A 14,112-nucleotide genomic window follows, 5' to 3' on the forward strand; every position below is an offset into this window, starting at 1 on the left:
AGCTACGCGGGACTGCGTCCCGATCTCGCCCAAGTGGGCCCACCACTTGGGCTCGTCGCGCCTTGCACTCGACGCAAAGTCCTCGGTGATCATCCGCGCCCCCTCATGAAATATCCGGGCTAGAGGAATCCCCACATCCGCCACTCCGTGCCGCGAGAAGAGAAGCTAAGGTCGGCGCAAAAAGCGCTGCTCCTGGTAATGCAGGCCGATCAGCCTGCCGTCTGCATCACGTTCAAAGCGCAGCGCTTCGGGCGCTTGCAGGGCCAGTGCATGGGCCCCGAACAGATCCTGATCGGCCGCTTCGAGCTGGCGTTGCAGGCTGCCTGCCTTGAGCTGCAGTTGGTTGTCCACAAGGCTGATCGCAATGCTAAGTGGCAGCTGATCGGCCTGATAGGTACCGACAAACTCGGCCAGTTGCTCCTGTGTGGGTGCCCACCGCCAGCCGTTCCATCGGTCATTCTGGCGTGCCTTGTTGTACTCGGCCTGACGAAGCTCGAGCAGCTGGGCAATCCGCTCTGGGTAGATTTCTTGCCGGGTTTTCGCCCAGGCCGCTGCATCCTTATGTTCGATCAGGAACTGCAGATACATCACCACGGTGCGACTGGTCAGCCAGCCAGTGGCATTGTCAGAGTTGGAGAACACGCCAATGCCGACGCCGAGATCGGGCGAGAAGGCCATCATGGTACGGGCGCCGGTGTAGCCGCCGCCGTGAATGTACAACCGGTGGCCCTCGAAATCGCAGACGTTCCAGCCAAATGCGTAGCCGTCGCAGGGCAGCTCATAGGCATTGCGGCTGCTGCGTGGGTACTCAACCCCGGTCTGCGACGCCTGGCGCAACTCGGCGCCAAACTCGGAACCGCCGTGCTGCGCGCCCAGCTGCCATTGCAGCCAGCGCCCCATGTCGGCCGGTGAGGTCATCATGCCGCCGGCCGATTGCATCAGCGGATCGGGCTTGGGCGCAATCAACTCCCAACCCTTGGCTTCACCGAGCCAGCTGTGGTTGAAGGACAGCTCGGCGGCAGGAAAATCCGAAGTGCGTGCCGAGCTGCGATTCAGCTTCAGAGGCTTGAACACAGCTTCCTGCAGCCAATCCTGCCAGGGCTTTCCGGTTGCTTGATGCAGGATAGCTGCATAGATGTTGTAGCCCAGGTTGTCGTACAGAAAGCCTGGGTCTCGCTTCTTGGCAAGGTACTCAATCAAGTCCGGATATTGCCTATAGTCGAGTTCGGTGACGTAGGCCTCGAGATAGGTGATTTCATCGGCTTCAATCGGCAGCCGATGATTGAGCAGGTCGGCCAAGGTCCAGTCGGCCGGATCAAGCCCATCCGGCAGCTTGAGCTGCGGCCAGTGCTTATTGAGCGGCGTGTTAAGTGGCAACACCCCGCGGCGATCGAGCAGATGGGCCAACAGCCCCATATAGGCCTTGGTTTGCGAGGCGATGTAGATCGGCGTATCGACGGTCAGCAGCGCCTTGGTTGCGCTGTTGCGCAGGCCCTGGGTGTGCTGCAGTACCACCTCATCAGCGGTGACCACGGTGACTGCATAGCCTGGGCCAAGATCGGGCAGGCCGGCCAGAAACTCTTGCAGCTGGCCGGCGGCTTGTTGCGGAGTAGCGGCGTCGACGGCGGGCGCACTCAGCGAGCTGCAAAGCAGGGCGCAGGCGAGATAGATCGATTTCAGGCGCATGGCGGTTCTCGATAAAGGCTGGCCGCCAATCTGCCTGATCTCCCGCTCAGCGGATTGAACGGATTTAGCCTCCGTCGCTGCCACCAGTGGCGTGCGGCTCAGCCAGCGGCCAGCAGCCGCACTAGCTGGCCCGGGGTAAGGCCGCACTCCTGCCGCGCGGCGCGGGTGAAGTGGGCCTGATCGGCAAAGCCCGCGTCCAGCGCCGTGTGCGCGATCGGGCCGCCGGCCGACAGGCCGGGCAGGGCGCGGGAAAAACGCAGGCGGGCGCGGAACACCGACAACGGACAGCCGAAGTGGCGCTGGAAACTGCGCGACAGATGCACCGGATGCACCGCTTCAGCGTGTGCCAGCTCGTTGAGACTGGCCTGCGGCGCGTCGAGCAGATGCTGTCGACAGCGCAGCAACAAGTTGGGTGGCGCGCATTGGGCAGGGCGATCGCCAAGCTCCAGCGCAGCCAGCAGGTCGACTAGCAGATTCTGACAATCGCCAGAATCGCCGCGTTCAAGCCGCCTGAGCAGGGCGCGGGCCAGCAGCAGACAGTCGGCATTGCCCTGACAGCGCCACTGCCAATCCAGCTGCGGCGCGAGCCGGGCCGACCACTCGCCCTCTGGGTCGAGATTGAGGCTGAGAATCAGCGCACCGCGCTCGCCGTACTCGTTGGCATGACGGAAGTCGGCCGGCTTGAAACCCACAGCCGGCAGTTCCACCTCGGACTCGGCGCGCCGACCACGCTCGCGCAGGCCGCCGCCAAGCAGGATCGACAGCTGATGCTGGCGATGCGCGTGCGCCGCCATCCGCATCCGGCCCGGGTAGTAGCTCAACTGGATGCTCAGGCTGGGCGACTGAAACAAGCGCCGTGAGCGAGCCCGGTGCGCGTGGCCTTGTCGGTCTGGGCGATGGGTGGGGAGCGCTGTCATCTGGGCAGACTAATCATTGTGGCTGCCGCGGGCATCCCTCATCAGTCATGCCCGGCTACCATGTCGCATGGCAGAAGGGAGGCAGGCGCCGGCATGAGCAAGCGACTTCGGGTGGCGGTAATCGGTTACGGCACCGGTGGTCAAAGCTCCGCCATCCTGCTGACCCGCGATGGCCATCAGGTCGAGGTGTTTGAGCGCGCACCTGAGCTCGGGCCAGCAGGAGCGGGATTCCTGCTGCAGCCAGTGGGCCAGATGGTGCTGGCCGAGCTGGGCCTGTTGCCGGCGGTGCTGCGGCACGGGGCGCGGATCAACAGCCTGTACGGTGAAACCGCCGGCGGGCGCAAGGTGATGGACATGCGCTACGCCGAACTGGATCGGCGCCTGTTCGGCCTCGGTGTGCAGCGCGGTGCCCTTTTCGGCTTGCTCGACGCGGCCTGGTCCGAGGGCCGCCGGCTACATACAGATTGCACCATCGGTTCCATCGACGTTGAGCAAGGGGTGGTGGTCGATCAACACGGCAGGCGTCACAACGGTTTCGATCTGATCGTGGTCGCCGACGGCGCAGCATCCACCTTGCGCGAGCAGGTCAGCCCGGCCCGCCTTAACGCGCCGTACCCCTGGGGCGCCCTGTGGTGCCTGGTTGACGCGGCGGACTGGCCTTGGCCGGGCGATCTATGTCAGCGCTACATCCGCGCGCGACGGATGATCGGTATGCTGCCGGTCGGCACCCGGCCGGGTGATGACCGGGCCAAACTGAGCTTCTTCTGGAGTCTGCCGACCGCTGATATGGAGCGGAGCCTGCAAGAGCCGGCGGCCTGGAGGCGGCAGGTGGCCGAGGTCTGGCCGCAAGCCGCCCTGGCCCTGCATAACACACCGGTTCCGCAAGGCCTGGCCCAGGCGCGCTACCGCGATACCGTGCACCGCACCTGGTTTCGCGGACGGGCCGTCCTACTCGGCGACGCTGCTCACTCGATGAGCCCGCAGCTGGGCCAAGGAGTGAACATGGCCCTGCTCGATGCCCTGGCCCTGCGCGATGCGCTGCGGACCGAATCCAATCTGGCTCCCGCCCTGCAGCGCTACCAGGCAGAACGTCGCGCCCATCTCGGCATCTACCACTTCTGGAGCCGCTGGCTCACCCCGCTGTTTCAGTCCGAACACGACATTTGGGCGGGCCTGCGCGACCTGGTATTCCACCCGATGTCGCGCCTGCCGATTGCCCGTGGTCAGATGCTGCGCGTGCTGAGCGGCACCCGCAGCGGTTGGCTCGGGCAGCTGCGCTTGTCCGAGCGGTTTCTGGCGCAACTCGAACACCAGGCTGCGCCGGCGATCGCTGAGCCTGGCGCTTGATCGCGCCGGCCTGGGTTGCTGAAGCGAGGTTGCTGCGTCCGAGGTGCACCCTACACACCTCGTTTGGCCTATCCAGAATACGGTGGGCCGTTGGCCCGCCAATTCAGGCCAAGTCGGCAACATGAACCGCAAAACCGTCGACTGGCTCACAAAACCAAGCCCTGGTTGCGTAGCATTCAGCAAAGCGATCTGCCATGCTCGTCGGCTTTCACAGATCGGTCACGTCAGAGTGGCCGCCGCCAAGACGAGTCCTCATGATCTCAGCCACGTTTGCCCGTTCTGCCCTGTTCCTCGGTTTGATCTCTGGCGCTTCGGCCGCCCTGGCCGATCAGCCATCGCTGGTAGTGCGCGCCGAGTTCAGCGACCTCGCCACCGCGCGCCGTCTGGCGGCCGAGTTCGGTCACGCCCGATTGGACGTCGGCAAGGGCGTCTTGCAGGTGGAAACCGATGCTAAGGGCATGCAGCGCCTGCGCCAGGCCGGTCTGAAGGTCAGCGTCGACCGCGGCGAGACCGCTCGTCTGCTGCAGGGCATCGATCTGCTGGCGAAACTTGGAGACAAGTCGATCAGTGGATTCAGCTGTTATCGCACGGTGGAAGAAACCTTTGACAGCGTGGCTACCCTGGCCGCACAGCATCCGACCTTGTTGCAAGTCAGTGATATCGGTGAAACCTGGCGTGAATCGACCAGCGGCAATGGCTATCCGATCAAACTGATCAAGCTCAGCAACTCTGCCGTGGCCGGCCCGAAACCCAAGCTGATGCTGGTGACCTCGATCCATGCCCGCGAATACACCCCGGCCGAGCTTGGCACGCGTTTTATCGAACGTCTGCTGGCCGGCTATGGCCAGGATGCCGATGCCACCTGGCTGATCGACCATCACGAGATCCACGCCGTGCTGCAGGCCAATCCGGACGGGCGCAAGAACGCCGAGCTGGGTCAGATGTGGCGTAAGAACGTCAACACCACCCAGTGTTCCGGCAGCGGCGCCGGGGTCGATCTTAACCGCAACTTCCCCTTTGAGTGGGGCATGCACAACGGCTCCAGTCCCTCGGCCTGCGCGGAAACCTATCGCGGACCGACGCCGGGCTCTGAACCCGAGACCCAGGCGATCGTCGATCATGTACGCGCCGAGTTTGCCGATCAGCGTGGCGATTCACCCACCGATGCGGCGCCGGACGATGCCAGCGGCCTGTTCCTCGACATTCACAGCTATTCCGAGCTGGTGCTGTGGCCTTGGGGCTACACCGACACGGTGGCACCGAATGGACCGGCGCTGGCCACGCTCGGCCGGCGCTTTGCCTGGTTCAATGGCTATACGCCGGAGCAGTCGGTTGGCCTGTACCCCACCGATGGCACCACTGATGACTTCGCCTACGGCGAACTCGGCCTGGCGTCCTATACGTTTGAGCTTGGCACCGCCTTCTTCGAGGCCTGCGGCAGCTTTGAGCAAAACACCCTGGAGCCGAATCTGGCCGCGTTGCTCTACGCCGCCAAGATCAGCCGCGCGCCGTATCAGCTGCCGGCCGGACCGGATGTGCTGAATGTCGCCGCCGGCCAGGATCTGCTGTTGGCCGACCAGGCTGTCAGCGTGTCGGCCAGCATCGATGACAGCCGCTTCAATCAGCAGCTCACCAGCCACTCCGGCCCAGTCGCCAGCGTGCACACGATCACCGGCGCCGATCTCTACCTCGGCACTGCGCCCTGGCAAGACGGTGCCGTGGCCCTGCCGATGAGCGCCGGCGACGGCAGCTTCGACAGCGCGCAGGAGCAGGTGCAATTGACCCTCGCCGATGGCCTGCCCGCCGGCAAGCACATCGCCTATGTCCAGGGCCGCGATGCCAGTGGTGCCGTCGGCCCGGTGTCCGCCACCTTTATCGAGGTGATCGACCCCAGCGAGGCGGTCACCTTGCAGGGCAGCGTGCGGCAGATCGGTAGCGGCACGCCGCTGCAGGCCACGATTCGGGCCAACCAGTTCGAAACCAGCAGTTCCACCGATGGCAGCTTCCAGCGCGTTCTGCCGGCCGGCGAGTATGAGTTGCAAGTGCGAGCGACCGGGCACGAGGCACTGCTGCTCAGCGGCCAGCAGTTCAACGCCGGCAGCCTGATATCGCGCACCTTCGAGCTTTACCGGCTGTGCCCACTGTTCGAAGATGCCGCCGACAGCGCGGTGGCGACCGAGTTCAGTGTGCAGGCGCCCTGGACCCTGCGCACCGGCATGGGCAATGGCGGCGGCGAGGCCTGGTTACCCACCACAGGTAGCAGCTATCAGAACAGTCTGAATGTGTCACTGACCAGCGCCAGCATCGATTTCAGCGGCTACGAGTCACCACTGTTGAGTTTCGACTCACGCTGCGATACCGAAGCTGGCTACGACTTCGGTCAGGTCGAAATCAGTCTGAGCGGCGGCGCCTGGTCTGAAGTGTACCGCTGCGATGGCGATCCGCAGTGGCGCCGCATTGAGCTGCCCCTGCCGCAGCTGGCTGGGCAGGCCGATGCCCGACTGCGCTTTCGCTTCAGCAGCGACACTTCGGTCACTCGACAGGGCTGGGCGCTGGACAATATCCGACTGGAAACCGCCGGCCCGGCCTGCCGAGCCCAACAGGGCACCACGCCGCCGAACGAGGTGTTCATTAACGGCTTCGAGTAGGGAGTTCGCGGTTCCCTCGTTGGGCTACGCGAGTTTGCCATCGGGTCGAGGCACGCCGTAGGCATCGGCTTGCGACGGAGCGGCGGGCCAGGGCCCGCTCTAGCCCGGATATTTCATGAGGTCGCGCCGAAAGATCCGGCGATTCCAAGCGGGGCGAGAGTTTCGACCGATGGTGTTGAGATAACAGAGTGTTGGTGATCTTTCGGCGCTGGCACGGCCCTCATTCGGCCGCTGCGCAAGTGTTTGATTTCCGGCTTGCCGTGAGCCTGCCGAACGGCGGTCCCTGAGCTTGTCGAAGGGTTGCGCTGAAAACCTCCAGGATGGAGGTATTTCAGCAGCCTTGTAGTGTGCAATGCCGGCAGGCATGGAATGCTTGCAGTTCGAGTTCACGGCCCGGCAGCGCGCTTCGCCCAGGCTGGCTTCGACAGGCTCAGCCAGCGCAATCAGGCGCATTCCCTGAAGCCTGTCGAAGGGCGGTCGCTGCTGCACAGGGTGGGCGTTTCGCCCACCGCATAGCCTCTCGCTCGTCGCCGCTCAGCGTGCGACGGTCTTGTTTTCCGCCAAAGCTGCACTGAGTTCCATCAACTCGATCAGCTCAGTGCGCTCCTGTGCATCCTTGGCCTGCGGATGGGTCTGCACCCAGCTACCCAGTTCGCTATAACTGGTGGTGGCCAGAGCTTCGCTGCCATGCAGCTTTTCGGCGAAGCCAGCCACCGCAGCAGCAAAGCGCAGGCGTGGGCCGGGCACCGGCAGCACATCACGCGCCAGCAGGCGGTGTTCGATCAGGCGGCTCTGATCACGTCGTTGCGCCTGTTCTTCGGCTGGCTTGTAGCGCAGCCGCAGGGTGGCGAGCAGGGCCTCAGCCTGACGCACATCCGCCAATTCCAGCTCGTACAAGGCAGTGACGTCGTGGCCGGCGCCGATTTCGCCGGCATCGATCTGGTCGTTGGCGAAATCCTCGCGGCGCAGCATGCGGTTCTCGTAGCCGAGCAGGCGATACTTTGGCACCAGAACCGGGTTGAACTCGAGCTGGATCTTGACGTCGCGGGCAATCGTCAGCAGTGTGCCGCCCATCTCACGCACCAGCACCTTGCGCGCTTCCAGCTGATCATCGATGAAAGCGTGATTGCCATCGCCGATATCGGCCAGTTGCTCCGACATCTCGTCGTTATAGGCATAGCCGCCGAATCCGAGTGTGGTGAGGGCAGTGCCGCTGGCGCGTTGCTGTTCGACCAGTTTCTTCAGGGCATCGACCGAGGTGGTGCCGACATTGAAATCGCCATCGGTGGCCAGGATGACCCGATTGATGCCGCCGGCGATGCGCGATTCCTTGGCCACCTTGTAGGCCAGCTCGATACCGGCACCACCATTGGTCGAGCCGCCGGCTTCGAGCTTGTCCAGAGCGGCCAGAATGGCTCGCTGCTGATCGCCGGCGGTACTGGGCAAGACCAGGCCGGCGCTGCCGGCATAGGTAACGATGGCGACCCGGTCCTGCGCCCGCAAGCGTTCGACCAGGCTGGCAAAGCCCTGCTTGAGCAGGGGTAGCTTGTCGGCTGATTGCATCGAGCCGGAAGTATCGATCAGAAACACTAAATTGGCCGGCGGCAGGTCACGCTGATCGACCTCATAACCTTGAATTCCGACCTGAAGCAGAAAGCGCTGCGGATTCCATGGTGCCGGAGCGATCTCGGTGTAGACGGCGAACGGCGTGTCGGCCTTGGCCGGGCGCGGATAATCATGATCGAAATAGTTGATGAACTCCTCGGTGCGCACCAGGTGTGGCGAAGGCAGCCGGCCATCGGTCAGGTACTTGCGGGCCAGGGTATAACTACCGGTATCGACGTCGATCGAGAAGGTCGACACCGACGATTGCTGGGTGATCTGCCAGCTATTGCGAATCACTGGCGTGGGCGCGGCCGGTTCGGCATGGTCGGACGGCGGAGGAGGCGGTGCTGGTGGCGACAGCGGAATCGGCATTCGTGTCGGGTCGGAGAGCGCGATCGGTGCCGGCTCGGCAGGCCGTGGTGGTGGCGCCTGCAAGTACGCCACCGATTCGCTTTCGCCTGCGCTCCCCTGCGAGCGCACGCGACTGCCGGTCACCTCGATCCTGTCGATCGGCGCGTTGCTGTCCTGATTGGCCGGGTAGTACTTCTCCTCGCTGGCTTCGGCCACCGCGACCTCTTGCTTTGCGCTCTTCGCACAGCCCACCGCCAGAATGACGGAACAGGCCAACACTCCCCATCGCTTCCCACGCATGACGCTCTCCTTGGCATGCCCGGCGTATGCCGGTGTGTCGATGAAACGCGGTGGCGGGCAACTGGGGGTTAACCGCTTGCAAAAAATTGATCGGCAGCTGAATGCCGATTCAGCGCGCTGGGTGGCCTTGCCCTGGGGGAGATCGCGCGCTCGAGTGCAGCAAGTGCCTGAACGCCCAGGGGCTTGCAGGGCCTGCGCCGGGCGTTGATGGCAGACGAAGCTAAATAACAGCCAAACTCCAGGTTCAAATGGCCCGGATGCCCTGCTGGCCGTATGAGCGGCGACAGTCTCAGACGCAACCGCCTGATCCGTGGCAGGCCACGGAGTTGCCCGCTGACTATCAGCGCCCGGTCAAGCCGTCGCCGGCGCTGCCGCTGCGCTGACACGATGCCGACACCCGTGACCTTGGCGGCCCGATGCGTACCGGCTGCGGATCAGCTCCGGCTGAACGCCATGTTCAACGGCTCAATGCCTACTTAACAGTCCAACCGTTCAGCTCTCGGTAGGGAAAAAATTTAGCAGCCGTTTGGGCGGCCTCCAGCAGGCTCTGTCGCGACCAAGAACGGTCCCACAATGTACTAGGAGCACGTATGCGCAAGACTCTGTTCGCCCTGGCCCTGTTGGCCCTGCCGCTGGCTGCCAACGCCGGCGAGATCAGTTACAACTATGGTGAGCTTGGCTACAGCCAGCTCAACATCAAAGGCAGCAGCAACGATGCTGATGGCGTGGCCTTCAACGGCTCGGCCCTGCTGGGTGATCAATTTTTCATCTATGGCGGCCATGGTCGGCACGAGACCGATATCGCATCGGTCGACCTTGACTTGACGCGACTCGGCTTTGGCTGGCGCCACGGCCTGAGCAGCAGCATGGATCTGGTGCTCAACGCCAACTACCTGCGGCTGGATGTCGACGCCGGTGTGTTTCGTGGTGATGTCGATGGCTATGAGGCCGAGATCGGCCTGCGCAATTCGTTTGGTCAACGCTTCGAAACCACGGTGGCGCTGGGCTACACCAATGGCGACAACATAGACGGCGACGTTTACGCCAAGCTCAGCGGCCATTACAAGTTCAACAAGAACTGGGGCCTGGTGGCCACGGCCACGGTGGCTGAAGGCGCCAACGAATATCTGATTGGACCGCGGCTGCGCTTCTAGCAGGTTGCTGCTGAAATACCTCCATCCATGAGGTTTTCAGCGCAACCCTTCGACAAGCTCAGGGACCGCCGTTCGAGCGGCTGACGGCAAGCCGGGCGCGCCAAAGACGCGCCACACCCGCCGAGAGCCTGTCGAACGGTTTGCCGGAAATCCAACACTTACGTGTTCGAGTTCCGCACGCGCCGGCCGTGGCGCGCGATATCAGGCTGCTGAAATGAGCCTCAGCAGCCTGTTAGTGATTCGGCAGCTTGAAGATTGAATCGGCCAATCAAGGCATCGATCTGAAGAGGCATCGGTAGTGTCCTTGTGGTGATCCTATTCACCCGCCCAACGGCGGATGACCTCACGACCCGCCACGCCCGCGGGTGGGCGTTTGCGGATTTAGGACATTGGATGCGGGGAGTGGGGGATTTAGATTCAGTGGGGTTGAAGAGCGGGTGGTTGGGTGCCTTCGGCGACCGGTCTCACAAACCCTAGGTCTGACACAATGGCGTGCCGAACTAGGCCAACATAGGCATCGCATTGGCAAGCGATCCGAACTGCTTAGCCACACATCAGATCAGTAACTACCTGCTTGGCGATGACGCGGCCGCAAATGGCCCACCAGGCGGCCCGGCGACGATCGTCAATCTTGCGGCCCAGAGGCTCTGAGCACATCAACCATTGGGACTCAGCCTACTGCTTAGCAGGCTGCTGAAATACCCCCATCCAGGAGGATCTTAGCGCAAACGGCCGCTGCAGAGCCGCGTCACCTTTGCTGGGAATCAAACACCTACTTGTTCGATTCCCGCTCGCGGCGTCCTTGGCGCGCAAAAACAGGCTGCTGAAATCAGTATTTCAGCATCCTGCTAGGCGGGGAGTGAGTTTCCATGGAGCCGACTCCACATTGCCATCCATGTATGCTTTCCAAGAGATTTGCACGAAACGCGCTACGGTGTGGACGCTGGGACTGATTTGAGGCGGCTCGAAACGGCTCGTTGCAGGATTTTTAGATGGAACTTAACGAAGCTGATTGTAGGCCCGTCGACGCAAAAATCGGCTCCAAAAATCAGTGTTTGGCGTTGATTCGTGTTGAACAAATGACAGGCAAGCCTCGTCGGCACCGGATTTCGTACGAGTGAACTATTCACCTTGATCGCATAGGTTTGAAGTGGCAGTTTTTCCCTCGAGCTGACGGTCACTGCAACGCCACGCGTCACGATTTCAGATACTCACCGAATTCGTGCGTCGCCATTGGGGTAGATGCTGGACTACAAAACGCCGCGTCGGAGCGACAGTGTCAAGACGGTCTTGAAGAGTGTGCCGGAGTTAGAATCCATACGCTGACTCACCTTGAGCGAAGCGAAACGTGTTGGCCGGATCGTTGGCCCCGGGATCTAATGAATCAAGGCGTACCAATGTTCGATTTGATCAGCATTTGAGCACGGCTGAGTTGCGATGGAGAGCGAGTGTGAATCCAGAAATCGATGAGGGTTTTCGAAAAATCTGCCAGTCGTTGAAGCTTGCGCGTCGCGCAGAGCTCATCGATCCGGACACCAACGATCCACTGATCGACTCACTTTACGTGGACGCATTGCCAAACGGCAGGGTGCTCAAGTCTGCACTTGATCCACAAACTACTTTTTTTGTTGGCCGGAAGGGTTGCGGAAAATCCACTGTCTTCCAAAAGCTACAAAGCGAAATTAGCCGTTCAAACCACTCAACGTCCGCCTACATCGACATCAAGACGGTTTTTGAGTCTTGTCAAATAGATCCTGCGCTTCTGCTTAGATTGTCGGGAGATTCGGACGCTCTTCCTCAATCGTCCCTGGAAAAACTCCTACTGCAAAAGGCGTTTCTTGAAGCGTTGATTGGTGAGTTAAGGACGCAAATTAGGCGAAAGTTCACTGGATCGATTTGGGCCAAGCTCAGGGGTTTGTTCGGGTCTCATGCTGAGCTGGATGCGCAACTCGAGGATCTTGTAAGGTCGCTCGCTATTCCTTCCTATGAGAACGTCGCCGCGCTCTTGAGAAGAAGGAGGGCGGATACGAAGACGCATGAAAAGAAAAATTCCTTTGAGATTGGCGCTGACATCAGCGATGCGAGCGGCTCATTTTCCGCCTCCGCGCAAACGGAGAGTTCGCACGGATCTACGGTTGCTGACGAATTCTCTGAAGTCTTTCTACGCACTCTAAATATCAAAGACTTCATCGCAAAGTTGCGCGAATTTCTTGCTCGGTCGGGATACTCCCGTCTTTATGTGTTAATCGACGACTTCTCCGAGCTTCCGATGGAAAGCATGAGATTTGTCGTCGATGTTCTGCTTTCGCCGCTGAACAACTGGTCCGAGGAGCTTGTCAAATTCAAAATCGCTGCCTACCCAGGCCGCCTCTACTTCGGGCAAATCGATAAGACCAAGATCGATGAGGTACACCTCGATCTCTTCAGGCTCTACGGCGGCAGCGACGTTTCAACAATGGAAGATGCAGCAATTGACTTCACGCGTCGTCTCGTTGAAGTTCGCTTTAACCAATTTTTGCCGGGCAGGATGGGCGAGATCTTTGCTCATGAAGATTTGGACATTTGGCGCCAGCTGTTCTACGCAAGCATGGCGAACCCCCGTGTGCTCGGGTACGTCCTGGATTCGTGTGCGGATCTCGCTCTGATCAAGGGCCGGCGAATCTCAATGTCGGTCATCCAAGACGCTGCGGAGAAGTACTACAGAGAGAAAATTGAAGAGTACTTCCGCCTAGGAAAATTTCTTCATGGCACGTTTGCCGAGCGTCTCTCTGTATACAGTTTGAGAGAGCTGCTTGAAGACATTGTTCGTCGAGCGAAAGAGCTGCGACAGCATTCTTCTGACGTTTTTGGCGCAATTGAAGGAGCCCCCTTCACCAGCCACTTTCATATTCCCACGGAAATGGAGGGGTTGCTGAGAACGCTGGAACTCAACTTCTTTGTCACCAAGTATTTTGAAATGACGGATCGCTCTGGTCGAAGAGTCTCGGTCTACGCGTTGCACTATGGCCTATGCAGGGGCTACTCCATTAGGTTTGGGAGGCCAACTGGTAAGCGGGAGTTCCGTCTATATTTCGTTGAGCGAGTTTTCGACTACTCTTCGCTAGTCTTGGCGTTCTTAAATCGCAACCAGGAGATTTCATGCAATAGCTGTGCTGCTAGGTTTCCGTTTGAAAAGCTTGAAGCCATCAAAATGTTCAGAATGAAATGTCCCGAATGCGAGACTGGTCAAGTCAGTGTCGTCAACCTTTCCCAAAAATACGCTGGGGACGTCGCGGCCGTTTCGTCAGAGTTACTTCTTGACAAAACCGAACTCGGCATCTTGGCAACTTTGCAGACCGAAGGTAATGCTATGAGGCCCGGGGACGTCGCAATGGAACTCGACTGCTCGCATCAGTTGGTAGGCCGACGCGCCAAATCGCTTGCCGAGCGTAAGTTGATTGATAGACCCTACTCGGGAGCCCAGCGTACCTACGTCCTAAATCGAATTGCGGTGGACGCGTACTTCTCTCCCAATGATCGGCGCGGATTGAGCATTGAGGGGGATTCGGAGTGACACGTAAAACGTTTGCATCGTTGCACTGCCGGCTGCAAGCGCCCGGAAGGGCGGGTTTCAACCCGCCGCCTGCATAACCTACACGTCCACCTAATGCTCCAACACGTGGCAGGCGCTTTCCCTCTCAAATCGACCCCGCAACCCACTCCGCCAGCACCTGATCCAATTCCATGAGCTGCCCGCTCGAATTCACCGCAAGCTTCGGCCCAACGCCCTAAAAGTAGGCCATCTGCTCGGTCAGCCACGCGGAGAGTTCCTCGGGCATCGGCCAACGATCGGCTTCTGAGGCCAGCGCTTTGGCGGCCTGTAGCTGGCTGATCATTTGGCGTTCGTCGTCAGTTGCCCATTCGGCTTGCAGCAGGCGCTCGAACTCGGTTGGGGGTTGGCTGAGGGTGTGTTCGATCCAGCGACCGGCGAGCAAAGGGCGCAGGAAGTAGAACACCTTCTTTAGCCGAGCGCTCGACTGGTCCAGAGGGTCGCTGAAGAGACGCGCAAAGCCTAGGTGACAAATGTGCAGGATCTATGGAGATCAGCTAGGGCTTAGCGCAGCG

The 14,112-nt window shown here is 60.9% G+C and carries 8 protein-coding genes; 4 read left to right on the forward strand and 4 right to left on the reverse strand.

Features of this window, described 5'->3' with window-relative positions; translation table 11 throughout:
- Positions 1–165: 165 nt before the first annotated feature.
- On the reverse strand, positions 166–1,686 hold the full coding sequence (locus IFO71_RS15030) for a serine hydrolase domain-containing protein (protein WP_192030475.1): 1,521 nt from the start codon (positions 1,684–1,686) through the stop codon (positions 166–168).
- Between the two features lie 98 nt (positions 1,687–1,784).
- Positions 1,785–2,507: an AraC family transcriptional regulator gene (locus IFO71_RS15035; protein WP_192030476.1), complete on the reverse strand. Its 723-nt coding sequence runs from the start codon at positions 2,505–2,507 to the stop codon at positions 1,785–1,787.
- A gap of 189 nt (positions 2,508–2,696) precedes the next feature.
- On the opposite strand from IFO71_RS15035, the gene IFO71_RS15040 reads away from it, so the two are divergent.
- Positions 2,697–3,950: an FAD-dependent oxidoreductase gene (locus tag IFO71_RS15040; protein WP_192030477.1), complete on the forward strand. Its 1,254-nt coding sequence runs from the start codon at positions 2,697–2,699 to the stop codon at positions 3,948–3,950.
- A 254-nt stretch (positions 3,951–4,204) separates the two neighbouring features.
- Positions 4,205–6,598: a M14 family zinc carboxypeptidase gene (locus IFO71_RS15045; RefSeq protein WP_192030478.1), complete on the forward strand. Its 2,394-nt coding sequence runs from the start codon at positions 4,205–4,207 to the stop codon at positions 6,596–6,598.
- Between the two features lie 534 nt (positions 6,599–7,132).
- On the opposite strand, the gene IFO71_RS15050 is transcribed toward IFO71_RS15045, so the two are convergent.
- Entirely contained in the window at positions 7,133–8,854 is a 1,722-nt protein-coding gene (locus IFO71_RS15050) for a vWA domain-containing protein (RefSeq protein WP_192030479.1), read from the reverse strand.
- A 590-nt stretch (positions 8,855–9,444) separates the two neighbouring features.
- Between IFO71_RS15050 and IFO71_RS15055 the strand changes: the two genes are divergently transcribed.
- Complete coding sequence (locus IFO71_RS15055) at positions 9,445–10,008, forward strand: Ax21 family protein (RefSeq protein ID WP_192030480.1); 564 nt, start codon at positions 9,445–9,447, stop codon at positions 10,006–10,008.
- Positions 10,009–11,458: 1,450 nt separating this feature from the next.
- Complete coding sequence (locus IFO71_RS15060) at positions 11,459–13,561, forward strand: MarR family transcriptional regulator (protein WP_192030481.1); 2,103 nt, start codon at positions 11,459–11,461, stop codon at positions 13,559–13,561.
- A 214-nt stretch (positions 13,562–13,775) separates the two neighbouring features.
- On the opposite strand, the gene IFO71_RS15065 is transcribed toward IFO71_RS15060, so the two are convergent.
- A complete protein-coding gene (locus IFO71_RS15065) occupies positions 13,776–14,081 on the reverse strand; it encodes a DNA polymerase beta superfamily protein (protein ID WP_192030497.1) in 306 nt (101 codons plus the stop codon).
- Between the last annotated feature and the right edge of the window lie 31 nt (positions 14,082–14,112).

Origin of the sequence: Pseudomarimonas arenosa (assembly GCF_014841215.1) — a bacterium.
Classification (GTDB): domain Bacteria; phylum Pseudomonadota; class Gammaproteobacteria; order Xanthomonadales; family Xanthomonadaceae; genus Pseudomarimonas; species Pseudomarimonas arenosa.

Bases quoted from the DNA above. Each gene is read 5' to 3' on its own strand.
- IFO71_RS15030 (WP_192030475.1), bottom strand. From the start codon at position 1,686: ATGCGCCTGAAATCGATCTATCTCGCCTGCGCCCTGCTTTGCAGCTCG.
- IFO71_RS15040 (WP_192030477.1), top strand. From the start codon at position 2,697: ATGAGCAAGCGACTTCGGGTGGCGGTAATCGGTTACGGCACCGGTGGT.
- IFO71_RS15045 (WP_192030478.1), top strand. From the start codon at position 4,205: ATGATCTCAGCCACGTTTGCCCGTTCTGCCCTGTTCCTCGGTTTGATC.
- IFO71_RS15050 (WP_192030479.1), bottom strand. From the start codon at position 8,854: ATGCGTGGGAAGCGATGGGGAGTGTTGGCCTGTTCCGTCATTCTGGCG.
- IFO71_RS15055 (WP_192030480.1), top strand. From the start codon at position 9,445: ATGCGCAAGACTCTGTTCGCCCTGGCCCTGTTGGCCCTGCCGCTGGCT.